General features: G+C 50.8%; 21 protein-coding genes. 12 read left to right on the top strand and 9 right to left on the bottom strand.

Annotated features, from left to right (window positions below):
* Position 1: 1 nt before the first annotated feature.
* The gene (locus NXT09_RS13265) at positions 2-1,384 is read right to left on the bottom strand and encodes an MFS transporter (RefSeq protein WP_268579990.1); all 1,383 of its coding nucleotides are present in this window, start codon (positions 1,382-1,384) and stop codon (positions 2-4) included.
* 542 nt (positions 1,385-1,926) lie between these two features.
* Between NXT09_RS13265 and rpiB the strand changes: the two genes are divergently transcribed.
* From rpiB to NXT09_RS13300, 7 genes are all read left to right on the top strand, one after another.
* Positions 1,927-2,385, top strand: a complete 459-nt coding sequence (gene rpiB / locus NXT09_RS13270; RefSeq protein ID WP_014914261.1) for a ribose 5-phosphate isomerase B — start codon at positions 1,927-1,929, stop codon at positions 2,383-2,385.
* 198 nt (positions 2,386-2,583) lie between these two features.
* Positions 2,584-3,534 (top strand): transaldolase, encoded by a 951-nt coding sequence (tal, locus tag NXT09_RS13275; protein ID WP_268579991.1) that lies wholly within the window; start codon positions 2,584-2,586, stop codon positions 3,532-3,534.
* A gap of 15 nt (positions 3,535-3,549) precedes the next feature.
* On the top strand, positions 3,550-5,544 hold the full coding sequence (gene tkt, locus NXT09_RS13280; RefSeq protein ID WP_039516842.1) for a transketolase: 1,995 nt from the start codon (positions 3,550-3,552) through the stop codon (positions 5,542-5,544).
* Positions 5,545-5,858: 314 nt separating this feature from the next.
* Entirely contained in the window at positions 5,859-7,763 is a 1,905-nt protein-coding gene (locus NXT09_RS13285) for a beta-glucoside-specific PTS transporter subunit IIABC (protein ID WP_268580046.1), read from the top strand.
* Positions 7,764-7,818: 55 nt separating this feature from the next.
* Positions 7,819-9,246 (top strand): glycoside hydrolase family 1 protein, encoded by a 1,428-nt coding sequence (locus NXT09_RS13290; RefSeq protein WP_268579992.1) that lies wholly within the window; start codon positions 7,819-7,821, stop codon positions 9,244-9,246.
* Between the two features lie 150 nt (positions 9,247-9,396).
* Positions 9,397-10,266, top strand: coding sequence for a BglG family transcription antiterminator LicT (licT, locus tag NXT09_RS13295; RefSeq protein WP_268580047.1), 870 nt, complete (start codon positions 9,397-9,399; stop codon positions 10,264-10,266).
* A gap of 227 nt (positions 10,267-10,493) precedes the next feature.
* Positions 10,494-11,531 carry a LacI family DNA-binding transcriptional regulator gene (locus NXT09_RS13300; protein ID WP_268579993.1) on the top strand — a complete coding sequence of 346 codons (1,038 nt, stop codon included), beginning with the start codon at positions 10,494-10,496 and terminating at the stop codon, positions 11,529-11,531.
* Between the two features lie 70 nt (positions 11,532-11,601).
* On the opposite strand, the gene NXT09_RS13305 is transcribed toward NXT09_RS13300, so the two are convergent.
* The 6 genes from NXT09_RS13305 to nudK form a co-directional block, all read right to left on the bottom strand.
* Positions 11,602-13,125, bottom strand: coding sequence for a glycosyl hydrolase 53 family protein (locus NXT09_RS13305; RefSeq protein ID WP_268579994.1), 1,524 nt, complete (start codon positions 13,123-13,125; stop codon positions 11,602-11,604).
* 195 nt (positions 13,126-13,320) lie between these two features.
* The gene (locus NXT09_RS13310; RefSeq protein ID WP_268579995.1) at positions 13,321-14,406 is read right to left on the bottom strand and encodes an ABC transporter ATP-binding protein; all 1,086 of its coding nucleotides are present in this window, start codon (positions 14,404-14,406) and stop codon (positions 13,321-13,323) included.
* A gap of 36 nt (positions 14,407-14,442) precedes the next feature.
* A complete protein-coding gene (locus tag NXT09_RS13315; protein ID WP_039274968.1) occupies positions 14,443-15,255 on the bottom strand; it encodes a carbohydrate ABC transporter permease in 813 nt (270 codons plus the stop codon).
* Between the two features lies 1 nt (position 15,256).
* Positions 15,257-16,138, bottom strand: a complete 882-nt coding sequence (locus tag NXT09_RS13320) for a carbohydrate ABC transporter permease (protein ID WP_039274971.1) — start codon at positions 16,136-16,138, stop codon at positions 15,257-15,259.
* Between the two features lie 63 nt (positions 16,139-16,201).
* Complete coding sequence (locus tag NXT09_RS13325) at positions 16,202-17,467, bottom strand: ABC transporter substrate-binding protein (RefSeq protein ID WP_268579996.1); 1,266 nt, start codon at positions 17,465-17,467, stop codon at positions 16,202-16,204.
* A 381-nt stretch (positions 17,468-17,848) separates the two neighbouring features.
* Entirely contained in the window at positions 17,849-18,430 is a 582-nt protein-coding gene (gene nudK, locus NXT09_RS13330; protein WP_095701687.1) for a GDP-mannose pyrophosphatase NudK, read from the bottom strand.
* 400 nt (positions 18,431-18,830) lie between these two features.
* Between nudK and NXT09_RS13335 the strand changes: the two genes are divergently transcribed.
* The 3 genes from NXT09_RS13335 to NXT09_RS13345 all read left to right on the top strand — a co-directional run bounded on the left by NXT09_RS13335 (position 18,831) and on the right by NXT09_RS13345 (position 21,514).
* On the top strand, positions 18,831-19,928 hold the full coding sequence (locus tag NXT09_RS13335; RefSeq protein ID WP_095993745.1) for a glycerol dehydrogenase: 1,098 nt from the start codon (positions 18,831-18,833) through the stop codon (positions 19,926-19,928).
* Positions 19,929-20,130: 202 nt separating this feature from the next.
* Positions 20,131-21,297, top strand: coding sequence for an MFS transporter (locus tag NXT09_RS13340; RefSeq protein WP_268579997.1), 1,167 nt, complete (start codon positions 20,131-20,133; stop codon positions 21,295-21,297).
* A gap of 13 nt (positions 21,298-21,310) precedes the next feature.
* The gene (locus NXT09_RS13345) at positions 21,311-21,514 is read left to right on the top strand and encodes a 2-hydroxymuconate tautomerase family protein (protein WP_010282462.1); all 204 of its coding nucleotides are present in this window, start codon (positions 21,311-21,313) and stop codon (positions 21,512-21,514) included.
* Positions 21,515-21,580: 66 nt separating this feature from the next.
* Here the strand turns inward: NXT09_RS13345 and NXT09_RS13350 are convergent, their stop codons facing one another.
* Together NXT09_RS13350 and grpE are read right to left on the bottom strand one after the other, a co-directional pair.
* Complete coding sequence (locus NXT09_RS13350; protein WP_268579998.1) at positions 21,581-22,819, bottom strand: Nramp family divalent metal transporter; 1,239 nt, start codon at positions 22,817-22,819, stop codon at positions 21,581-21,583.
* Between the two features lie 386 nt (positions 22,820-23,205).
* On the bottom strand, positions 23,206-23,793 hold the full coding sequence (grpE, locus tag NXT09_RS13355) for a nucleotide exchange factor GrpE (RefSeq protein WP_039470939.1): 588 nt from the start codon (positions 23,791-23,793) through the stop codon (positions 23,206-23,208).
* A 149-nt stretch (positions 23,794-23,942) separates the two neighbouring features.
* On the opposite strand from grpE, the gene nadK reads away from it, so the two are divergent.
* Both nadK and recN read left to right on the top strand, forming a co-directional pair.
* Entirely contained in the window at positions 23,943-24,821 is an 879-nt protein-coding gene (gene nadK, locus NXT09_RS13360) for an NAD(+) kinase (RefSeq protein WP_010282445.1), read from the top strand.
* Positions 24,822-24,902: 81 nt separating this feature from the next.
* Positions 24,903-26,564 carry a DNA repair protein RecN gene (gene recN, locus NXT09_RS13365; protein ID WP_268579999.1) on the top strand — a complete coding sequence of 554 codons (1,662 nt, stop codon included), beginning with the start codon at positions 24,903-24,905 and terminating at the stop codon, positions 26,562-26,564.
* The last annotated feature ends 16 nt before the right edge of the window (positions 26,565-26,580 follow it).

The following is a 26,580-nucleotide window of genomic DNA, read 5'->3' on the forward strand; positions in this document are numbered from 1 at the left end:
ATTAATGCTCCTGTGTTACTGAGGCGGCTTTCGATACCCGATCCGAACGACTGAGCAGAACCATTAACACTGCGGAAAGCAGCATAAACCCGCCGACAATCATCATAGGCATCACGTAGGTTCCGGTTACGCCCCGCACGGCACCCGTGATGTATCCCGCTGAGAATCCAGCGACATTACCAATAGTGTTGATGAGTGCGATGGCCGCAGCCGCTGATGCTCCGGTAAGAAACTGAGTCGGTAACGTCCAAAAGTTAGGTAGTGCAGCAAAGATGGAACAGGCAGTCACGGTGATCACCGCAATTGTCGCCGTAGGGGATTCCATGAACAGCGCCAGCGGAATGCTGATCGCACCAGTTAGCGCTGGGATAGCAATGTGCCATGAACGGCAGCCACGACGCGTTGCATCACGCGACCAGAAGTACATTGCGATGGCCGCGGGCAAATAAGGAATGGCCGTAATCAATCCTTTATCCATGACATTGAACGTCGTGCCGAACTGCTGCTGGAAACCCGCGATAATCGTTGGCAGGAAGAATGCCAGCGCATAGAGACCGTAAATAAAACCAAAGTAAATCAGGCACAATACCCACACGCGTTTGTTAAACATCACGGTCATGACGCCAGGGTGTTTGCTGTGATTTTTGGTGGCGTGTTCGCTTTCCAGCTCACTAACCAGCCAACGTTTCTCATCAGCATTAAGCCACTTGGCATCAGACGGACGATCAACCAGATAAAACCAGGTAATGAGGCCAACAATGATGGCTGGAACAGAGACACCGAGGAACATCACCCGCCAACCGGACAACCCAAACAGGCCATGTTGATCAATCAGCCAGGCAGCCAACGGCGCGCCTAACACTACCGTCAGCGGTTGTGCCAGATAGAACAGTGACAGGATTCTGCTGCGATAGCGGGCTGGTACCCACATACTGAGGAACAAGATCGCACCGGGGAAGAATCCCGCCTCTGCTATCCCCAGCAGGAAACGTAGGATATACAACCCTTCAATACTGCTTACCCAGGTAAACAGCAACGACACGATGCCCCACGACACCATAATGCGCGACAGCCATTTGCGCGCCCCGAAGCGGTGCAGCGCCAGATTGCTGGGGACTTCCAGCAAAATATAACCAATAAAGAAAATGCCTGAAGCCAGCCCGAACTGCGCCACGGTCAGCGCAAGGTCGGCATTCATACCATTCGGCCCCGCGAACGAAATGGCCGTACGATCGAGGAAGTTAATAAAGAACATCAGGCCGACGAAAGGCACGAGACGCCAGGAGATCTTGCGAATGGCCGACTGTTCTACAGCAGATGGTTTTGTGGTGGACGGTTTTGTGGCAGATTGCCCCGCCGTTGCTGCAACCGATACTTTACTCATACAGCCCCCTTACTACCGATAGTCAATCCCTTCCATGACATCGCCTCTACGCCAGGCTGTTCCTGCATTTCATCCTCTTTCGTCATTCGATACCCGGTGTGACCTTTGTTATTTGTTGTCTTTTTTATCGTTTGCATACAGGTCTGACACATTGTTATGCCCTCTAAAGATACAGATCATTAATACACATAATGAACATATGAACGATATATTTGCTCCAATCTTTTGCCTATCTCTCTGTTTGAAAATTGTGAGCATGATCTAAATATGTATCAAAAAGGTAAAATACCGCCTTAAAAGGCGTAAAAGCGACCAAGATCACGCTTTCAATCCTCTTTTCTTCTCTGACAAAACAAAAAACAAATAATCACACATTGAACATTTGAAAGAAGCGGTATATGTTTAGCCATGAAAAGGCCGGAAATGTACGGAATCATGCGGAGAGATTCTCGTTAGTTACTGTTTATTAATGTTTTTATAAACAAACTAACGAAAGCGACATATCAGGCTCACTTTGACCCTTAGCCAGGCAGGAGATAGATATGCTCTCGATTGCAATTGGTGCAGACAGCGCCGCGATTGATTTGAAAAACACGATTACTGATTATTTACAGCAGAAGGGGCTGACGGTGACCGACTACAGCTACGATCCCACCGGGGAAAATCCAATCTACCCCGATGTTGCCTACACGCTGGCCCACGCCATTAAAGACGGTAAGCACCAGCGTGGGATCCTACTGTGCGGCACGGGGATCGGCATGTGTATCGTGGCTAACAAGGTCAATGGCATTCGTGCCGCTCAGTGCCATGACACCTATTCCGCCCAGCGGGCTAGAAAAAGTAACGATGCTCAGGTGATCGCACTGGGCGCGCGGGTTATCGGCCCCGAACTGGCAAAAGAGATTGTCGGCGCTTGGCTGGATGCCGAGTTTGAAGGCGGCGGATCCGCACCAAAAGTCGAGAAAATCAGCTACTACGAACATCAGGAAAATCACCGGTAATCCTGTCTGACGGCCCGCAGCGCTCCCCAGACTGATTGGCCGTCAGTCTTACGTTTCGTTCAACCCATTTATACGTTCCATCGAAAGAGCCCAACCGCAGCAATCGGAAAAAGCGCATGTTATTTCACGACCTCATGGTGCAGTGTGTTGGCTCTGTTTTGCGCATGCCATTTCTCTTTTACATCAAGGAGCTCACTCATGAACCAACTCGAAGCCCTTAAACAATTTACCGTGGTGGTCGCCGATAGCGGCGATATCGACTCTATTCGCCAATTTTCACCGCAAGATGCCACCACAAATCCCTCATTGATTTTGAAGGCCGCGACGCTGCCGCAGTATCAGCCGCTGTTTGATGACGCGATTGCCTATGCGCATCAGCAAGGCGGTAGCAAAGAGACTCAGCTCATCAACGCCAGCGACCGACTGGCGGTAAACATCGGTGCGGAAGTACTGAAAAGCATTCCAGGGCGCATCTCCACCGAAGTGGATGCCCGCCTCTCGTTCGATCGCGGGATGTGCGTGGCGAAAGCACGCAAGCTCATTGGAATGTATCAGGAAAAAGAGATTCCACGCTCACGCATTCTGATTAAGCTCGCCGCCACCTGGGAAGGGATTCGCGCGGCTGAAGAGCTGGAAAAAGAAGGGATCAACTGCAACCTGACGCTGTTGTTCTCATTCGCACAGGCGCGTGCCTGTGCCGAAGCGGGCGTCTTTCTGATCTCCCCGTTTGTGGGCCGAATTTATGATTGGTATCAGGAAAGGCAGCCCACCAGCGACTATCAGGCAGAAAACGATCCCGGCGTCATTTCTGTACGTAATATTTACGACTACTACAAGCGCCACCGTTACCAAACCGTGATCATGGGTGCCAGTTTCCGCAAAGTGGAGCAGATTTTAGCGCTGGCTGGATGCGATCGTCTGACGATCTCCCCTGCGCTGCTGGAACAGTTGAAAAACAGCGATGCGCCCGTTGAACGCCAACTGACACCGTCAACCGAAGGATTCCATCATCCCTCTCCGCTCTCTGAAGCTGAATTCCGCTGGGAGCATCATCAGGATCCGATGGCCGTCGATAAACTGGCGGAAGGCATTCGTCTGTTCGCCGCCGATCAACAAAAGCTGGAAGCGCTGCTGGCAGCCAAGCTGTAATTTCTGGAGTCAAGCATGTCCTCTCGTAAAGAACTTGCCAATGCTATCCGCGCGCTGAGCATGGATGGGGTGCAGAAAGCCAAATCCGGTCACCCGGGCGCACCGATGGGCATGGCCGATATCGCCGAAGTGCTGTGGCGCGATTATCTTAACCATAATCCGGCCAACCCTAACTGGGCCAACCGTGACCGCTTCGTGCTGTCCAACGGCCACGCGTCCATGCTGATTTACAGCCTGCTGCATCTCTCCGGCTACGATCTGCCGATTGAAGAACTGAAAAACTTCCGTCAGTTGCATTCTAAAACACCAGGCCACCCTGAATACGGCTACACCGCCGGCGTTGAAACCACCACGGGTCCGCTGGGTCAGGGTATTGCCAACGCAGTAGGTATGGCGATTGCCGAGCGCACGCTGGCAGCGCAGTTCAACCGTCCGGGCCACGAGATTGTCGACCATCACACCTACGCCTTCCTGGGCGACGGCTGCATGATGGAAGGGATTTCCCACGAAGTCTGCTCGCTGGCAGGCACCATGAAGCTCGGCAAACTGACCGCGTTTTATGATGACAACGGCATCTCCATCGACGGTCACGTTGAAGGCTGGTTTACCGACGATACCGCGGCCCGCTTTGAAGCCTACGGCTGGCACGTTGTGCGCGGCGTGGACGGTCACGACGCTGACGCTATCAAACGCGCCATCGGTGAAGCACAACTGGTGACCGACAAGCCGTCGCTGCTGATGTGCAAAACCGTGATTGGCTTCGGCTCACCGAACAAGGCTGGTACGCATGATTCCCACGGTGCACCGCTGGGTGATGCAGAAGTGGCGGCTTCCCGCGAACAGCTGGGCTGGACGCACGCGCCGTTTGATATCCCGGCTGATATTTATGCTGCCTGGGATGCCAAACCGGCCGGTCAGCGTAAGGAAGCGGCCTGGGATGAGGCGTTTGCTGCCTACGCCAGCGCGTACCCTGAGCTGGCTGCCGAGTTCAAACGGCGCACCGGCGGTGAACTGCCAGCCAACTGGCAGGCTGACGCACAGAAATTTATCGACGATTTGCAGGCGAATCCGGCGAAAATCGCCAGCCGTAAAGCGTCACAGAACGCGCTGGAAGCCTACGGCAAACTGCTGCCGGAATTCCTGGGCGGCTCTGCCGACCTGGCACCGAGCAACCTGACCATCTGGTCCGGTTCGGTTTCACTGGATAAAGACCACGCGGGCAACTACATCCACTACGGCGTGCGCGAATTCGGTATGACGGCGATTGCCAACGGGATTGCGCTGCACGGTGGTTTCGTACCGTATACCGCGACTTTCCTGATGTTCGTGGAATACGCGCGTAATGCCGTGCGTATGGCCGCGCTGATGAAAATCCGCAGCATCTACGTTTACACCCACGACTCCATCGGTCTGGGTGAAGACGGCCCGACGCACCAGCCAGTTGAACAGCTGGCCAGCCTGCGCGTCACGCCGAACATGAGCAACTGGCGTCCGGCAGATCAGGTGGAAACAGCGGTGGCGTGGAAATACGCCATTGAGCGTCAGGATGGCCCGACGTCGCTGATCCTGTCCCGTCAGAATCTGGCACAGCAGTCACGTACGGCTGAGCAACTGGCGAACGTGGCGAAAGGCGGCTACGTGCTGAAAGACAGCGAGGGTCAACCTGAGCTGATCCTGATTGCCACCGGTTCTGAAGTTGAACTGGCTGTCGGCGCGTATGACAAACTGACTGCCGCAGGCCGCAAGGTACGCGTCGTGTCGATGCCGTCTACGGATGCGTTCGACAAGCAGGATGCAGCCTACCGTGAAGCAGTCCTGCCGAAAGCCGTATCGGCACGCGTAGCGATTGAAGCGGGTATTGCGGACTACTGGTTCAAGTACGTCGGCCTGAACGGCGCGATTGTCGGCATGACGAGCTTCGGCGAATCGGCTCCGGCTGAGCTGCTGTTCGAAGAATTCGGCTTCACCGTCGATAACGTCGTTGAAAAAGCGCAGGCGCTGCTGAAGTAAAGCGGCGATGCGATAAAATTGATGCGATAAAACTGCGATACCGTGCGCAAAAGGATCGCAAGCAGCCACATTGTTTGTGATCAAGATCTATTAATTCATCTGACCACATTGCATGACTCCAGCGCCGCATGCTGATATTGCGGCGCAACACCACAAGTTGCACCAGCCTATTTTTATCGCGGCGTGCTACTGCTTCGGCAGGCAAGACCAAAGTAAAAATGCATTTCCTCTTTTCAAGAGGTGCATTTTTATTTTGGTCTTTTTTTTTGGCCTAATTGGCGTCAACACAGGGTAAAACTATGAATTATCAAAAAATGGATTATCAAAAACTTGGAGTCGACATCCTCGCGTTAAGCGGCGGCAAGCAGAACGTCAGCAAGCTGACCCACTGCGCCACCCGCTTACGCTTTGAGTTCAACGACAGCGATGCCGTACAGGCAGAGGCGATTGCCAAACTCCCCGGCGTCATCAGCGTGGTGGATCGCGGCGGTCAGTTTCAGGTGGTCATCGGCAACGATGTCCAGATCACCTATCGCGCGATTTTGAACGAGATTGGCGAGATGACCAGCCAGCGCACTGCCAGCAGTAAGGAAAAACAGAAAAAAGGCGGTATTTTCACGCAAATCATCAGCGTAATCTCCACCACCTTCACGCCCGTTATCCCGGCGATTACCGGCGCAGGGATGATTAAAGCGCTGCTGGCGATCCTCAAACTGACAGGGCTAATTTCCGCCGACAGCACGACCTATCGCCTGTTGGACACCATCTCCGATGCGGCCTTCTTCTTCCTGCCCGTCCTGCTGGCTTACGGTGCCTCCATCAAGTTCTCCTGCAACCCGATTCTGGCGATGACGATTGCTGGCGCACTGCTGCACCCGAATCTGGCTCAACTACTGGCTTCCGGCGGCCCCATCAGCTTTATCGGTATTCCGGTGCGGCTGGCGGACTATGCCGGATCGGTATTGCCGATCATTCTCACCGTGTGGATCATGTCCTACATTGAGCGATTCGCTGAAAAAGTCTCACCGTCGATGATCACTTTCTTCACCAAGCCGATGATCGTGCTGCTGTTTACCGCACCGCTCGCGCTGGTAGTGATTGGGCCTTTCGGGATTTTCCTCAACGATCTGGTCGCCAGCGGCGCGGCGATCATCGACGGAAAAGCGAGCTGGCTCATTCCGATGTTGATGGGCGGTCTGCAACCGTTTTTGGTGATCACTGGCACCGCCTGGGCGATGACGCCAATTGCTACCTCGCAGCTGACTCGCAACGGCTTCGAGATGATCAACGGGCCCGGTATGCTGGCCTCCAACATTGCTCAGGGTGCTGCCACACTGTGCGTGGCGTTTAAAACCAAGAACAAGAATCTGAAACAGCTGGCTTCTTCCGCAGGCTTCACCGCTCTGCTGGGTATCACCGAGCCTTCCCTGTACGGGGTGACGCTGAAACTGAAGAAACCGCTGATTGCCGCTATGATCGGCGGGGGCTGTGCAGGGATCTATGCCGGGCTGGCTGGGCTGGTTCGCTACGCCTTCGTCTCACCGGGTCTCGCGGCGCTGCCTGCCTTCATTGGTGAAAACCCGATGAACATCGTCCATGCGCTGATCACCTGCGCCATCGCGATTGTCGTCACGTTTGCGCTCACCTGGATCATGGGATTTGACGATCCGGTGGATGAAACAGACGCAGTACCAACCACCAATAGCCAGTCGACACCAGTCGCAGAGACCGCCAAAAAGCCGCAGGCGACGGAAGGCCACACTGAACCGCAAGCGATTATGAGTCCCCTGTCCGGCAAGCTGGTCGCGCTGAATGACATCAACGATGACGTATTCTCACAGGGATTACTGGGACAAGGCGTGGCGATTATTCCTGACAAGGGCGAAGTGGTCGCGCCAGTGAGTGGCGAAATCATCACGTTCCTTGAGTCTAAACACGCTGTCGGTATCCGGACAGATAACGGTCTGGAGTTACTGATTCATGTCGGCCTCGATACGGTGAATCTCAACGGCAAGCACTTTACCGGCTATATCAAACCGGGTGACCGGGTTAGCGCGGGCGATAGGCTAATCAGCTTCGATCTGCATGAAATCACGCGTCTGGGTTACGACCCGATTACGCCAGTGGTGATCATCAACAGCGATGACTACGCCAGCGTCGTCTGCACCGCACCACAGCCGATCGCACCACTGGATACGATCATTAAAGTGAACGCCTAATCCCCATAAAGGCATTGGGTGCCCTGCCCAATGCCTCTCGGATGTGAGAGAAAATATGCATTACCAACAGCAAAAACACTTTCCTGCGGGCTTTCTGTGGGGAGCCTCGACTTCGGCTTATCAGGTTGAAGGGGGCTGGCAGGCCGATGGAAAAAGCCCGTCGATCATTGATAAGTGTCTGCCCCCAGAAAACACCGCCGACTTCACCGTCGCCAGCGATCACTACCACCGCTTTAAAGAAGACGTGCAGCTGTTTGCTGAACTGGGGTTAAAGGCCTATCGCTTCTCTATCGCCTGGACGCGTATTCTTCCCGACGGCATCGGTGCCATCAATCCGCTGGGCATCGCGTTTTACAACAGCCTGATTGATGAACTGAACGCGCACAATATCGAACCGGTCGTCACGCTCTACCATTTCGATTTGCCTTATTGTCTGGAAGCCCAGGGCGGCTGGCAGAACCGCGCCACGATTGATGCCTTTGTTCACTACGCCCGCACGCTGTTTACCCATTTCGGCAACAAGGTGAAATACTGGCTGACGATTAACGAGCAGAACACCATGATTCTGCACCCCGGCGCGATTGGCCTGCCGGAAGGTGGCGTTTTGCCATCCAAAAAAGTGCTATATCAGCAGAACCATCACATGATGCTGGCGCAGGCGCAGGTCATGGCGTTGTGTCACGAACTCGCGCCCAATGGCCTGATTGGCCCGGCGATCAACACCACCTCCATGTATCAGGCCACCAGCAAGCCGGAAGATGCCATCGCCGCGCACAACTGGGAAACGCTGCGTTGTTGGAGCTTTCTGGATGTCGCAGTGCACGGCCGCTACAACGCGCTGGCCTGGCGTTATCTGGAAGATCGCGGTCTCGCGCCGGAGACATTGCCCGGCGATGACGACATCCTACTGTCAGGCAAGCCCGACTACGTGGCGATTAACTACTACTCCACCGCCACCATTGCCGCCAGTAAAGGCGATGCATCGGATGTCAGCGCCCGCGCGGGCGATCAGCAAATCATGCTGGGCGAACCCGGCGTCTATCGCGCAGCGGAAAACCCGCACGTGGATAAAACGCCTTATGGCTGGGTGATCGATCCCATTGGCCTTCGACTCACATTGCGTAAAACCTACGAGCGCTATCATCTGCCAATCCTGATTACGGAAAACGGCATGGGCGCGCCGGATAAACTTGAGGCCGACGGCTCGATCGACGATCAATATCGCATCGATTTTATTGCCCGCCACATTGAACAGATGCAGCTCGCTATCAGCGATGGCGTTGATCTTATTGGCTATTGTCCGTGGTCGGCGATCGATGTGGTCAGCACCCATCAGGGCTACGGTAAACGCTACGGGTTTATTTATGTGAACCGCGATGAATTCGATCTGAAAGATCTGCGACGCATCAAAAAGAAAAGTTTTTACTGGTATCAAGGTGTCATAGAATCAAATGGAGCGCGCTTATTTCCTCGCGCCCCGTGATACCGCCGATACCGGGAACACCGTGTTAAAACGGGGATAAGCACGACGCTGGATATTTCACGTTGCAGGAAGCCGATTTCCCGCAACGTGACAAATCAGGGGCAATCTTATCTCACTGACTTTCCTACCGAATCACTCAAGAAACGCATGATGGCTGAACCGATAAAAGCAATAAAAATACTGAACAATAGCCTGGTGTTATCTTCTGATGCAGATAACAACGAAATCATTGTTATGGGGAAAGGGATCGGTTTTAACAGCAAAACCGGCGATATTCTCGATCCGGCCAAAATTGAGAAGACCTTTATTCTCAAGGATGGCACATCGCCACGCGAATTTGCTCGTCTGATTGAGCACGTCGGGGAGGAATATGTTCACATCGTGAATAAGATTATTGATGATGCGAACCGACAGCTTCATGGTCGCCTGAGCGAACAGGTCTTTTTTACTCTTATCGACCACATCAGCTTTGCGATTGAGCGCTATCGCAAAGGCATCAGCATACAAAACCGTCTGCTTTATGAAGTAAAACGGTTTTATCCGCAGGAGTTTGCGATTGCCTCACGGGCGCTCAACGACATTAACCAGCAAATGGATCTGGAATTACCCGAAGAGGAAGCAGGCAATATCGCGTTCCATTTGGTCAACGCCCAAACCGACGTCCAGAATATGGAAAACACGCTCCAGTCGGTCAAGATGCTGAAAGATATCTTTAATATTATTCAGTACAACTTCCATATCGTGATTGATAAAGAGTCCATTAACTACTCTCGCTTCCTGACGCATATGCAATTCTTTATTCAGCGTCTGTTGGAAAATAGCCTGATTCATTCAAACGATGACTTTATTTTTGAGCAGGTCACCAAAGAATATCCTGATGCCTATAAATGCAGCCGACTGATCAAAGACTATATTCATAACCTGCTCAACATCGACATTTCTAACGATGAAATGCTGTACCTGATTATTCATATCGTCCGCATCACCCCAGAGCAGGAAAGCGCGCCCAGTAGGCGATAAATTGATAAGCGGTTTTCCTGCCGCTGCTGCATCCCCTCGTTCGGATGATCCCACAAGTACAACACGCATAAGCCTCCATCCCTGATAGCCCCGTCTGGACAGGATACCGCCCATGCGGGTGACACGGCGATAGCTGAAAGTTTCATCGCATTTTTGGTTACTGGGCATGTTCAATCAGTAAGGCATTGGCTACTATCATCCTCATAGGCAAATTATGGAAAATTTTTGTGGCAACGATTACAGATATCGCTCAAAAGGCCGGAGTGGCAGCCTCAACCGTTTCTCGCGTACTTAATAACGACCCCAGCCTGTCTATAACCAAAGAAAAACGCCAGCTCATCAAGAAAATTGCCCATGAGTTGGCCTATTTATCGCCGACACAACGTAAGCAGCAGAAAAAAAAGTTAGAGAACTCGCTTGTTGTCCGCTCTCATTTCAAAATGGATAATGACAATTTATTAAATCTCGCCGTCGTCCACTTTCTTACGCCCTCAGAAGAACTCAACGACCCTTATTTCACCGCAATGCGCATTGGCATTGAAAACCGCTGCCATCATTTTAATATTTCGTTACGCAATCTATTCACCACAAATTTATCCTCCAATAGCCATACGTTATCTCAGGCGCAGGCGATCATTTGCGTCGGTCACTTTAGCGATAACGATATCGCCTTAATTTATTCATTAAATAAAAACCTGATTTTTATCGACTCTGCCCCCCTCGATAAACAATGTGACGCCGTGCTTTTTGACCGAGAGGCGGCTGCACGCGAAGTCTTACATTACATTGTGAATAGCGACGCTCAGCGTCCCGCATTTATAGGGAATAATGAGAGCCGGCTGCATGTCTTTCAGGAAATAACGCAAAAACACGGTATCTACGACGAGTCGCGATGCAAGGTCAGCCAGTTATTCTGTATTGAGTCCGGCTATCAGGCGATGAATGAGTTACTGCAACAAAAAGAGTGGCCTGATGTGGTGTTCGCGGCGACAGACATTATCGCTATTGGCGTGTACCGGGCGATTCAAGAGAAAGGTATTTCCATTCCCAAGCAAATAAAAGTGATTGGGATGAATGACATCCCCACAGCACAACATCTCAATCCCAGTTTGACCACAATGCGACTCTACCCCACTGAAATGGGCGAAGCCGCCGTCGATCTGTTTTTAGAGCTGGTGGCCGGACGCTATTATAAGAAACACGTACAGATTGGTTATGAAATGGTGTGGCGCGAAAGCTTCACGCTCAACGATGCCCTTCTATAATACGTCCTCTTATCTTCTCTACCCTTACAAATAAAGCGGCCGCGTCAGCAAGCTACGCGGCCAGAGAGCATCAATTAGCGGTTATTTTCCACAGCTGATTCCATCCCCCATTATCATGCCATTGAATACCGGATGCCCCGTTCTCTGTTGAACGGCTATTAACATCCAAAAGCTTCCCACTGTTCCTATTCATGATTTTATAATAGCCATCGCCCGCATCCAAAATCAGCCATTGCTGGCTAAAATGGCCGGTGTTATACATTTGGAGAATTTGCGCACCATCCTCATTGGCACTGAAATTAACATCAATGTATTTCCCGCTATTCACATTCACCAGATTGAAGTAACCATTGCCAATCGCGTTAAAATAAAAACGCTGGCTGTCCCAGTTGCCGTCAGTGTATTGTTCAACCCATGCGCCGTCTTCACGTGAACCGCTTACGACATTCAGTGATTTGCCACTCTGTCGATTAGCGATCTTATAGCGGGTTCCGTTGATAAAATTGATTTGTGATTCGGCAAACGCGTCCAGTGCTCGGGTAAATTGCAATACATTGGTTGAAACTTGCGTCGTCGCGCCTAACGCGTAGCCATCCGGTAACACCTTTGCATTACCCGCAGGCTCCCAATAAAAAACCCCGATCCCTTTATTTCCCGGCACCGCTTTAACAAGATTAATCGTATCCCTAATCGTCCAGTAACTGTCTGTCGGGTTGGTTTCCAAGCCGCCGACTTCAACGACCATGACTTCCTTACCATACCGGCTCGCCATATCATTGAGATTGCTCGCCAGTGCGCCAGTGAGTTCCCAATAATTTTTCCCCTCCCAATAGGGGTAGAACGAAAAGCCAATCACATCGGTTTTCCCACCGTGCGTGGTGAGAAAATTGTCAAAAAACCAGCGAGCGTTTGAATTATTATTCCCATGCGCCAGATGGCTGATCACCTTAGAAGAAGGGCTGACCGCTTTAACCGCATCATAGCCCGCATTCAGTAGCTGCGTTAAATTGGCAAACCGGCTGGTACTGCCTTCCGGGAGTAAAATTCCCGGATTCATTTCGTTGCCGACCTGCACCCATTCCGGCGTCACGCCAGCGGAAATAAGCGCAGTCATCACCTCATGAGTATGGTTATAAACGGCCGTCGTTAATTGGCTCAGATTGTAGTTCGCCCACGCGGCTGGCTTTATTTGATGACCTGGATCCGCGAAAACATCACTGTAGTGGAAATCTACCATGACGCGCATTCCCATCGCTTTAGCACGCTGCGCGGCATCCACCACGCGGGTTTTATCCGTATAGCCAAGCATCGTCCAGGTCGTATTATCTTTATGCCATAGCGCACTGGGGTCGGGATTAACGAAAATGCGTAACCGTACAGCGTTTATGCCGTGATCGCGCAATATCTGTAATACATCTCGCGGCGTTCCTGCATCATCACGCCAGGTTACCCCTCGATCTTCTAATTGCTTAACCCAGCCAATATCCGCGCCATAAGCAAACGGCTGCGCCGCTTTCGCCAGATTGGCTGACATGAACCCTATAAACAGCATTAACAATACAGAGATGATTCCTGAATAATTATTCTTTTTCATTCATTTCTCCTTGAGGCGATGCTCTTAAATGGTATTTATCACGTAACGTTCGGGGACAGAATAACAATACAAGGCTATATATTTATAAAAAAAGACTATATTTATCAAAGTGAATATCGCTTAATAGAATAAGCAGCCAACATGAATATGACAGGCTGCTCAATTAACTATCTGACTTTTGCTATTTATTCGTTGTTAATTAATCCGCTTTCCATTTTCATCAAAAAAATGCAGATGTTCACTACGGCACGTCAGCGGAATCGTTGAGTAAGGCACAATACTATTGTCCCCCGACAAATGAACCTTGAAATTATTAACGCCAGAATACGCACCAAAAATATAGGTCGCATTACCCAACCTTTCAGTGACCTCACTATTGATCGACAAGCTGACGTCCCCGCCGTTCGGGTCAATACTCAGGTGTTCAGGGCGAATACCCACGGTAATGTTCTGATCGGCGTGCAATCCGTGGTTAGCAAGATTAACGGAAAGTGTATTGAGCTTATTGATCAAGATACTCACGTTACTCCCTTCAACCTGTAGCACTTTGCCGGGTAAAAAGTTCATATTCGGCGAACCGATAAAACCAGCGACAAAAAGATTCTCTGGCTTATGGTAGAGCGCCATCGGTGTCCCAACCTGTTCAATATATCCCTTGTTTAACACCACAATTTTATCCGCCAGCGTCATCGCTTCCACTTGATCGTGCGTCACATAAACCATGGTGTTACGCATTTCCTGATGAAGCCGGGCGATCTGTAAACGCATTTCCACACGTAATTCGGCGTCGAGGTTCGATAAGGGCTCATCGAATAAGAACACTTTAGGATCGCGCACAATTGCCCGTCCAATCGCAACGCGCTGACGCTGCCCACCAGACAGCTGTTTCGGTGTGCGGTCTAACAAGGCTTCTAGCTGGAGCGTCATCGCGGCCTTGCGCACCATTTTTTCGACTTCAGCTTTGGGATGCCCGTTCATTCTCAGCCCAAACCCCATATTTTCAGCCACCGTCATATGCGGGTACAGCGCGTAAGACTGGAACACCATCGCAATCCCCCGCTCTGCGGGATCAAAATGGTTAACTAAACGGTTATCAATATGAATTTCGCCATCCGTGATCTCTTCCAGTCCAGCGATCATTCTCAGCAACGTCGATTTACCACAGCCCGACGGGCCGACGAAGACCACAAATTCTCCTGAATTAATCTCAAGATTAATACGATGGATTGTTTCAGTCTTATCGTAACGCTTCACTATATTTTTTAATAAAATATCAGCCATGTTGAACCTCAAACTTAATTTGCCATTGCACGCGCATTACTTCACTGCGCCCGTCATACTTGCGATAAATTGCTTTTGCATGGCGAAGAAGATAAGTAAGCTAGGAAGAGTAGAGATGACTGTTCCTACCATAATAAGCCCGAAGTCTGGAGAATAGGCAGAAGCAAAGCTGGATAACACCAGATTAATCGTCTTTAATTCATTAGACTGGAGGACAATAAGCGGCCAGAGAAAAGCATTCCATGACGTCATAAAAACAATAATAAACGCAGCGGAATAACTGGCTCGCATAATCGGTACGTAGACATACAGAAAAATTTTCCACTCCGCGACACTTTCTACGCGCGCAGCGTCGATCAACTCTCTCGGAAACGTTTTCGTACATTGCCTAAAGTAGAAAATAATAAATGCGCCTGCCACCGTCGGCATGACAACGGCAAAATGCGTATCCAGTAAGCCAGCCTTACCAAACATGGTGAAAAGCGGGATCATTAATGCCGCAAACGGGATCATCATCGTCGTTAATAACGCAACATAGACACGCTCACGATTCTTACTGGAATAAATCTCAAAGGCATAACCCGCGATAGAGCACACGACAAGCGTTGACACCGTGCTAATCAACGCAATCTTAGAGGTATTCCAAAACACTAATGCCAGATCCACCTGGCTCGTCAGATTGGTAAAGTTGACCAATAGCTGATCGCCAAACGTGAATTTACCCATGTTGATTTGGCTGGTGCTATTCGTGCTCGATACCACCATCCAATAGAATGGGAAAAGCGAGAAAATGCTCATCAGCACAAGAAAAATATGCATCAGCATGCTGTTAATTTTACTTTTTCTCATATCATCCCTTCCGTGCTGCTTTAAACTGAATCAGCGCAAGTATTGCTGAAAAAACAACAATCACGTATGAAACTGTTGCCGCATAGCCAAAGTTCGGTACAAATTTGAATGACAGATTATAAATATAAAGCGATAACGTCAGCGTCGCATTTGCTGGACCACCATTAGTGATATTCATGACTTCATCAAACAGCTGTAATGTGCCAATAGTTGATGTCACACTGGTAAAAAGAATAACCGGTTTCAATAAGGGTATGGTGATGAAGAAAAACTGCTTAATTGGGCTGACGCCATCAACTCGGGCGGCCTCATAAATGGATTTATCAATATTCTGCATAGCAGAAAGATAAAATATCATGTTATATCCCGTCCAACGCCATGTAATCGCAATAATGATGGTCACCTTCGCCCAGAAAGGATCGGATAACCACGGAATCGGATCGTCAATAACATGAATAAACAGCAAGAATGAGTTAATCACGCCATCCAGTTCAAACATACTCTTGAAAAGAATTGAGTAGGCCACCAGAGAGGTCACACAAGGCAAAAAGATGGCAATTCTAAACCATTGGCGATATTTAAGTTGAGACGAATTCAAACAAGAAGAAATAGCCAGTGATAAGAGAATCATAATAGGAACTTGGATTACCAGAAACGTTAGCGTATTCCAAAGTGCCGTTTTGAACATAGGATCACTGAATAAACGAATGATATTTCCCAGGCCAACAAATTGTGTCACCACACCACGGCCAGACTGAAAAGAGAGCCAAAGTGATTTGAAAATAGGGTATATCGTCATTAAGGCAATTAACCCAACAGCCGTAGCGACAAAAGCCCAGCCGTTGATGTTATAAAGCCTATTCATTTTAGGTTTATACATCATTATCACACCATCGATTTCTGGAGAGAAATACTTGAGGGCTTTACGCCCTCAAGCTCACACTCGCTACTGCATAATCTGATTTTTTAATGTAGCTTCGGCGCGTTTTAAAACGTCATCAACAGAATCTCCTTTCAGTAATGCAGGTATTTCAGCAGCAATGGCGTTATCAACTTCCTGGGTATACATACCGTAGGAAACCTGTGGAATTTCAGTCACCCATTTAGAGAAATCAGCAAACACGGGCTGACCACCAAAGAACGGATCCTTTACTGCATAAGCAGGGCCGGACGTGGCGGGAAGGAAGGTCGCAAGCGCACCGCGATCAACCAAAAGGGTTTGATACATGTTGCTATCTGCCGCAAAGGTTTTCTGCAAAAATTCAATCGCCTGTTTAGTATTTTTGCCACCTTTTAAGACATACCAGCTCGAGCCCCCCTGATTGGAAGCATGTACCGCTTTATCGAGGTTCAGCCGTGGGATCGGCGCAACACGCCATTTTCCTTTCTGATCTTCAGCACTTTTAATTGAGCCAATCACCCATACACCAGAAACCACACTCGCCGATTTTCCGGCATTAAAACTCCCCACGAAACTCGACCAGCCAGAGATAGGACGTGCAATTTTCGCGTCATTAATCGCTTTAATCGTTTTCAATGTTTCTTTCAGTGCATTGTTTTTAGTGAGATTGAGTTGTCCTTGATTATCGAAGAACCATTCTCCACCGGACTGCATCATAATATGAGGAAGAACCACATCGTTCATATCGTAGGTCAGCATATCAACACCGGTTTTCGCTTTTACCTGCTTACCGATTTCAATATATTTATCCCAGGTAATATTCACCATATCACTCTCTTTATATCCGGCAGCCTCCAGATAATCGAGCCGATAGAACATTCCCGCCACGCCGGAATCAAAAGGAACACCGTATACCTTATCCCCTACCGTCATCACTTTCGTTTTATAAGGTGCAAACTGGCTATAATCGATAGCGCCCTGTAATGGGATAAACGAATCAGGATAAGCCTGAAGATATTTCTGAGCATTATAATCTTCAATAAGCACAATATCAGGAAGCGAGTTTTTAACTCCTGAAGCCAACATGGTATTTAATTTCTGCTCAATATCTTCTTTACCTGAGTCGATCACTTTCAGACTAAAACTTGGATCGGCTTTTTTATATATCGACGATGCCTCATGCATTGCCGCGACATTGAAATTAGGATCCCAGGCCCACACGGTGACTTCAGCAGCCAGGCTCTGACTCGATAAGCCCAGCGTGAGGAATGAAACTGCAAATAGGGTAGATACTTTATTCTTGATCTTCATCAGAGCAGTCCTTCTTTACTTTTTGTAAAGAGAGAATATGAGTTACTGCATAATGAAGCAACGAGTTACACCGCTTACATTCTTTCATCCGGTGATACGGGTCACACAACAGGGAGAAAAATGACGAAATATTCGATCTAAATACAAAAAATTTAGGAAAAATTTCCTCCCACAAAGCCCATGCCAGCCCATAAAAATGATAAAAATAAAAACAAAAAACATCATAATTAATTGAAAATTAAACAAAAAATGACAGTATAAAAAGGTTGATCAGCTCATATTAACCATAATCACGCCTTCACCGTGGAATTACGCAAAAATGAAAGCGTTACCACACAGAATCAAGCGGCACATGGGATACCCGTGTGCCGCAAAACATGTCTATGCCTTGGCAAACCAGCCGCGGATGATCGCGTGCTGTAGCAGCATAATGGTCTTACCGTCTTTAATCCGGCCATCGTTCATCATCGCAACGGCTTCGCTGAACGGTAGCTCCAGCACCTCAATATCTTCATCGTCCACACCGCCGCCCTCATTATCCCGCAGCGACTCATCGTATTCAGCAGCGAAGAAGTGCACGCGTTCCGTCACGCTGCCCGGCGACATGTAGGCATAGAACAGCTTTTCCACATCGCCGATCGCATAGCCGGTTTCTTCGATTGCTTCGTTACGGATACATTCTTCGGGCGAATGGTCGTCCAGCAAACCCGCGCAGGTTTCCAGCAGCATGCCGCTTTCGTTGCCGTTGACGTAGGTGGGAATACGGAATTGTCGTGTCAGAATCACCGTGCCTTTCGCCCGGTTGTACAGCAGAATCGTCGCACCATCACCACGGTCATAAACTTCACGAACCTGGCGAACCACACCGCCATTATTTCTTTTTAAATCAAAAGTATATTTGTTCAGAATATACCAATTATCAGATAGCAGCTTCTTTTCGACGATATCAATGGGAGACGACATGCAAACACCTCGATGCTCGATGACTGAAGGGATTTTTCGGTGACAACGCTTCGTTACAATCGTTTTCATTATAACGGTGCAGATTCATCATATCCCCTTTTAGCCCCTGCATAAACGGGCAGTGCAACGTAAGCCAAACGGAAACATCTCGTTCAATAAACGCTAACCACATGATTTATATAACGTGAAATCCTCAGCAATCCGACCGCCCCTTTCATCCGGCATACGTGCATCGTCTATACTGAATCTTCAGTAACTCACGTTCCGGGAAGTCGCTGCGTTTTCGTCGCCCTATAAACACCGTCAATTCGTCATAACGCGCTTATCGCAACCGCCTTCCATGATTCACGCGGATTCAATACCGCATCATTTCTCCAACAACATCATCGAGGTAGATAACATGAGTCATTTCATTTTCTCTTCACCTAGAAAATATGTTCAGGGTCGTGGCGTGCTGGATGAGCTAGGCGAGCAACTTAAACCGCTGGGGACGAAAGCCTTTCTGATGGCGGACAGCACGGTGTGGGACATCATCGGCCAGCGCGTCGATGCCTCACTCAAACAGGCGAGCATCGGCCATCATTACGAGCGCTTCAACGGTGAGGCTTCCAGCAACGAAATCACCCGTCTTGCCAAGCTGGCGCGTGACGCAGGAACGAATATCGTCGTCGGATTAGGTGGCGGTAAAACACTGGATACGGCAAAAGCCGTTGCCGATGAGCTAAAACACAACGTCGCTATCGTCCCGACCGTGGCCTCAACGGATGCACCGTGCAGCGCGCTGTCCGTCATCTATACCGATGACGGCGTGTTTGAATCCTACCGTTTTTACAATAAGAACCCCGATCTGGTGCTGGTCGATACCGCCGTGTGTGCGCAGGCACCCGCGCGTCTGTTCGCCTCCGGCATTGCCGATGGACTGGCCACGTTTGTCGAAGCACAGGCCGTTCAGCGCTCTCACGCTCTCTCCATGGTGGGCGGTAAACCTACGCTGGCGGGCATGGCCATTGCCGAAACCTGCGAAACAACGCTGCTAACCTACGGCTACAGCGCCTATAAAGCTGTGGAAAAAGGCGTGGTCACACCGGCGGTAGAATCCGTGGTTGAAGCCAACACGCTGCTTTCCGGTCTGGGCTTTGAGAACGGCGGGCTGGCGGGCGCTCACGCCATCCACAACGGCTTTACCGCGATCAAAGGCGATATCCACCACCTCACGCACGGGGAAAAAGTTGCCTACGGAACGTTAACGCATATGGTGCTGGAGCAGCGGCCTGATGAGGAAATCGCCCACTATATTCGCTTCTACCGCGCCATCAACATGCCAACGCTGCTAAAAGATCTGCATCTGGAAAATGAGCCGTTTGAAAATCTGATCAAAGTGGGTGAACTGGCGTGCAGCGACGCCGATACGTTGAAAAATCTGGACAGTAAGTTAACGGCCGAAGACGTCGCCCACGCGATCGTTGCCGTCGACGCGTTCAGTAAAACCATCGCTTAACCGCAGTCGCGGTAAAAAGCCCGACTCCCGCAAGATCGGTCCAGTGGAGTCGGGTTCGATATATCCGATGCGCGCATCTCCTCCGTCGTTGTCCTGCCAAAAGCGTTCTCTCTGCGTCACCAACCTACTCATTACTATTCACTTTCATTTGACGAGAAAACGGGCAGGATAACGACATATTCTCTCAACTCTGAGCCATCGAATGACGGAACGTCCTCGCCATATCGCCCTATCGGATACGCTGATTCTTGCTCTTTTCGGGACGATCGTGCTGGCGTTAGGAATGGGGCTTGGGCGCTTTTTGTATACGCCGATGCTGCCTGTGATGCTGGAGGAAGGTCGCTTCACCTTCGGCCAACTGTCCTATATTGCCAGCGCGAACTACGCCGGCTATTTGTTCGGTAGCCTGTTTTTCTCTTTCAGCCGTCGCGCTTCAACCGCTCAACCGGTGTTCCTGTTGTTTAGCGCTGCCGCCGCAACCGGCGTTTTACTCTTCGCGATGGCTCTGACCACCAATACGGCGCTGGTCATGATCGTTCGCTTCCTTGCCGGGATCGCCAGTGCGGCGATGATGATCTTCGGTTCTTTGACTATTTTGCACCACACAAAGCATGCGCACGTTATCGCCTCGCTCTATGCCGGGGTTGGCGTGGGGATCGTGTTGGGCAATGAATACATCATCATCGGGCGGCATTATGCCCTCACCGCCGAGCCATTGTGGTGGGGAGCGGCTTTGATCGCCGTACTACTTCTGCTCGCCTTACTCATTCTTTCACCGCAAAAATCCACCGTCGTGCAGCAGCCGCTGGTCAATGCTGATGAACCGCCTCAGCTTGGCTGGCGACGGCTTGCGCTGCTGTATGGCCTCGCGGGGTTCGGGTACATCATCATCGCCACTTATCTGCCGTTGATGGTGATCGCACTGGACATGCCGCGTTTGTCCCTGCATTTATGGTCGCTGGTTGGGCTGGCGGTGATTCCTGGCTGTTTTTTCTGGCTATGGGCTGCCAGTCGCTGGGGGACGTTACCCTGCCTGACGGCGAACCTGCTCATTCAGGGAAGCTGCGTCCTGTTGACGCTGTTCGGTCACTCTCCCGTGGCATTGATATTCAGCTGTATCGGCTTTGGTGCTACTTTTATGGGAACGACCTCGCTAGTGATGCCGTTAGCCAAGCGGCTACGCGCACCACATGGCATCAACCTGCTTGGGCTGGTGACGCTCACTTACGGCATCGGTCAGATTCTTGGCCCGCTGCTCACCAGCGCCCTGACGAATACCAACGCTGTCGCGCCAGCGATCCTATGTAGCGCAGCAGCACTTTTCATCGCGGCAGGGCTCTGCTTCCCCTATCGTCGTTCATTACCCTAATCCCGGAGAACCCATGCCATACGTCAACATCAAAATCACCAATGAAGGCGTCACCGCTGAACAAAAACGTCAGTTGATTGAGGGCGTGACCCAGCTGCTGGTCGATGTGCTAAACAAAAACCCCAAAACCACCGTAGTGGTGATTGATGAGGTCGAAACGGACAACTGGGGAATCGGCGGCGTGCCGGTGACGGAATTGAGGAAGGCCAGCAAGTAAGAAAGCGAGTGATAAAGAGTGGAAAGGTGCCACGCTATTCCGAAGTAATAATCGGTGGCACCCGTTTTATATCCCCAACATCGTATCAATCAGCAGATACATATTCAGAGAAACCACTAGCACGACAATAAGCTGCCCGATGCGCTGAACCCATTTGCCGTTGACCATCGTCCCCATCAGTTCACGGTTGCCGGTGAAGGACAGCAGCGGAACCAGTGCCAGCGCAATCCCGAAGCTCAGCACCACCTGACTCAGCACCAGCACCCGCGTCGGGTCCATACCAGACAGGATCACGATAAACGACGGCAGCATCGTCACAGTGCGGCGCACCCAAAGTGGGATATGGAAACGTACGAATCCCTGCATCACCACCTGGCCCGCCAGCGTGCCAACGACGGTAGAAGACAGGCCAGCAGCCACCAAACTCAGACCGAAAATGACCGCGGCGGCTTTACCCAACAGCGGCTCCAGCGTGAGGTAGGCTTTATCCAGATCGGCAATATCCTGATTACCACTGAAATGGAATGCCGCCGCTGCTGTTGCCATCATGGCCAAATTGACGAATCCAGCGATGGTCATCGCAATCGCCACATCGACTTTCGTCGCCGAATAACGCTCGGCACGGGTATGGCTACCTTCATGCTGCGTCAGGGAAGAATGCAGATAAATCACATGCGGCATAATGGTCGCCCCCAACACACCTGCGGCCAGAAGCACGGCATCAGAGGTTGGCAGACTAGGAATCGCCATGCCTTTGGCTAACGCGGACAGCTCAGGCTGAGAGAAGACCAACTCGACAATATACGCCGCGGCAACAAACAGCAGTAGACCGCCAATGACCATCTCCAGCGGCTTCTGCCCGCGTTGTTGCAGCATTAAAATCAGGAAGGTTGCAATGGCGGTGAGGATCGCGCCTTCCAGCAGCGACACGCCCAAGAGCAGTTTGAAACCAATCGCCGCACCGATAAATTCGGCCAGATCGGTCGCCATCGCAATAATTTCGGCTTGCACCCAATACGCCCAAACGACCGGGCGCGGAAAGCGATCGCGAATATGCTCCGCCAGGTTCTTGCCCGTTGCGATCCCCAATTTGGCGGACAGCAGTTGGATCAGCATCGCCATCAGGTTCGCCCACACCACCACCCACAGCAGCGTATAGCCATAGGCCGCGCCAGACTGGATGTTAGTGGCAAAGTTACCCGGATCGATGTAACCAATCGCCGCGATAAACGCCGGCCCCATCAGAGAAAGTTTGACCTTCCTTGATGTGCGGCTTGTTGACTCAATAACACGGCTACCCGGCATAGTATGACCCTTCTAACACTGGTGTTATATTACTCTCACAAAACGATAATGATTATCAAGTGCATTTAGAGTGGTAATACCAATTCTTTTGATAGCTAATGATGATGAGTCATTCAAAACCTAAAAAACATCTTTTTTATCAAACAAATCTTAACAAAATGTACACTAAATAATTCACGTTGCAGGAAGGCGGCAACACAGTGAATCCCCAGGAGCTTACATAAGTAAGTGACTGGGGTGAGCGAGGAAAGCCAACGCACATGCAGCTTGAAGTATGACGGGGGATATAAACAAAAAACCCCATGCGGTGAACACGGGGTTTGGAATGAAGATACGTTGCACATGATGGTGCGTAGAAAGCAAATAGTGCGTAAAAGCAGAAAGAATCAGTCTTGTGCTTTTGATACCGCGACCATCGCCGGACGCAGTAAGCGACCGTTCAGCGTATAGCCTTTTTGCATGACCATCATGACATGGTTCGGCTGGTGATCGGCCGAAGGTAGCATCGTCATTGCCTGATGTACTTCTGGGTTAAACGGTACGCCCACATCACCTACAACCTCGATGCCAAACTTGCGTACAGCATCCAGCAACGATTTCAGCGTCAGTTCAACACCTTCAATCATCGCGGCCAGTGATTCGTTGGCTTTATCCGCCGTATCCAGCGCACGTTCCAGGTTATCGATCACTGGCAGCATTTCGCTGGCAAATTTCTCTACCGCAAATTTGTGCGCTTTCTCAACATCCATTTCCGCACGGCGGCGAATGTTATCGGCTTCAGCACGGACGCGAAGCATATTGTCACGTTCACGCTGTTGCAGTTCGCTCAACTGGGTTTCCAGCTCGGCGATGCGCGCATCACGCGGGTCAGCTACGTCTGCCGTCTCTGGCGCGGCATCCGCTTGCTGCCCTTTTGCTGCTTCCTTTTGATCCAGGACTTGCTCGTCAGGCGTTTTCTGTTCTTTACTACTCATGAAATTCTCCGCGGTTTAGCATTAATCTCGCTAGTTGCTTATTATGGGGATCAAAATCGGGGATTCAAGGGAACCAGTCATATATTGGTTCCAGCCGCTGCCGATACACCACGCTGAGGACAAAAACAGCAATGAACACACCGCTTACAATGAACAGGCCGTTTAATTGTATTGGCATTGTCGGCCATCCGCGCCACCCAACGGCGCTAGCAACGCATGAGATGCTTTATCACTGGCTCACCGACAAAGGTTACTCGGTTCTGATCGAGCAGCAGATCGCCCGTGAGTTGAATCTAAAAGACGCACCGACCGCGAGTCTTGCCGACATCGGCCAGCAGGCGGATTTGGCGGTTGTCGTTGGCGGTGATGGCAACATGCTCGGCGCCGCGCGCGTGCTGTCGCGCTATGACATTAAGGTGATCGGTGTGAACCGTGGCAACCTCGGTTTTCTGACCGATCTCGACCCGGATCAGGCGCAGCAGCAGCTTTCTGACGTTCTCGACGGCCATTATTTGAGCGAACAGCGTTTCATGTTAGAAGCGCACGTTTGCCGCGCAAACCAGCAGGACAGCATCAGTACCGCCATTAACGAAGTGGTGCTGCACCCCGGAAAAGTCGCACACATGATTGAATTTGAAGTCTATATTGACGACAAGTTCGCCTTCTCCCAACGCTCAGACGGCCTGATTATCGCCACGCCTACCGGCTCCACCGCCTATTCCCTTTCCGCTGGCGGCCCGATTCTGACGCCGTCACTGGATGCGATTGCGCTGGTACCCATGTTTCCGCATACGCTGTCTGCACGACCGCTAGTCATCAACAGCAGCAGCACGATTCGGCTGAAATTTTCCTGCATTACCAATGACCTGGAAATCAGCTGCGACAGCCAGATTGCGTTACCAGTACAGGAAGGCGAAGAAGTCCTCATTCGTCGCAGCGAACATTACCTGAATCTAATCCACCCCAAAAATTACAGCTATTTCAATACACTAAGTTCAAAACTCGGCTGGTCAAAAAAATTATTCTAAAATTTTATCCAGCTACTTTACTGTATATAAAACCAGTTTATACTGTATGTAATCACATGTGATTACATACAAGGGTTTATCATGCTGGCGCAACTCACTATCAGTAACTTCGCCATCGTGCGCGAATTAGAAATCGATTTTCAGTCAGGAATGAGCGTAATCACCGGGGAAACCGGTGCGGGGAAATCCATTGCGATTGATGCCCTCGGTTTATGTCTGGGAAATCGTTCTGACGCCAGCATGGTCAGACCGGGCGCTGCCCGCGCCGACATTTGCGCCCGCTTTGCGCTGGCGGATACCCCGACGGCACGTCAGTGGCTGGAAGAAAACCAACTGGATGACAGCAACGAATGCCTGCTACGCCGCGTCATTAGCGCTGATGGCCGCTCGCGCGGTTTTATTAACGGCACCGCCGTGCCGCTGTCTCAGTTGCGTGAGCTCGGCCAACACCTGATTCAGGTACATGGTCAGCATGCTCATCAGCTACTGCTGCGCCCCGATCATCAAAAACACCTGCTGGATGCCTATGCCGATGAACCGAAGCTGCTGGTTGCGATGCAGCAGGTTTGGCATCAGTGGCACCAAAGCTGCCGCGCGCTGGCGCAGCTGCAACAGGCGGCCATTGAGCGCGAAGCTCGCCGGGAACTGCTGCAATACCAATTAAAAGAGCTAAACGAATTCGCCCCACAGCTCGGTGAATATGAGCAGATTGACGTTGAATATAAGCGTCTGGCGAATAGCGGTCAGCTACTGACAATGAGCCAACAGGCCATGCAACTGCTGAGCGAAGATGAAGAGCAAAACATCATCAGTATGCTGCACAGCGTAAAACATCAGCTTGGCGAACTCATCAGCATGGATGACAAACTGTCCGGCGTACTGTCCATGCTCGAAGAAGCAGGCATTCAGCTTAGCGAAGCCAGCGATGAACTGCGCCACTACAGCGAACAAATGGATCTCGACCCGATCCGCCTGTATGAACTGGAACAACGCCTGTCGCGCCAGCTCGCGCTGGCACGCAAGCATCATGTTGCTCCAGAGGCGCTCCCTGCATTCCATCAGCAGCTATTGGAAGAACAGCAACAGCTGGAACAGCAGGAAAGCGACCACGACGCGCTTAGTGCTTCCGTCGGCGAATATCATCAGCAGGCGTTGCACCTTGCAGAACAGCTGCACGTGCGCCGTCAGCACCACGCCAGCGAACTGGCTCAGCTCATCACCACCAATATGCGTGAGCTGGCAATGCCACACGGCCACTTCACCATTGATGTGAAATTTACGCCAGACAACCTGACGGCTACTGGTGCCGACAGTATTGAATTCCGCGTGACCACGAACCCTGGTCAGCCGCATCAGACGCTGGCAAAAGTGGCCTCGGGCGGTGAGCTATCGCGTATTGCACTGATTATTCAGGTGATCACCGCGCAGAAAATGGACACACCAGCAATGATATTCGATGAGGTCGATGTGGGCATTAGCGGGCCAACCGCTGCCATCGTCGGCAGAATGCTGCGCCAGCTCGGTGAATCTACGCAAGTGATGTGCGTGACGCACCTACCTCAGGTCGCGGGCTGCGGTCATCAGCACTTCTTCGTGAGCAAACAAACGGACGGTGCAGAAACGGAAACCCTGATGCAACCGTTGGATAAACGTGCTCGGCTACAAGAACTGGCACGTCTCTTGGGCGGCAGCGCCGTCACCAAAAATACGTTGGCAAATGCCAAAGAACTGCTGGCAGCCTAAAATCTGCTGCCGACAA

Source organism: Pectobacterium jejuense (assembly GCF_026800125.1).
GTDB lineage: Bacteria > Pseudomonadota > Gammaproteobacteria > Enterobacterales > Enterobacteriaceae > Pectobacterium > Pectobacterium jejuense.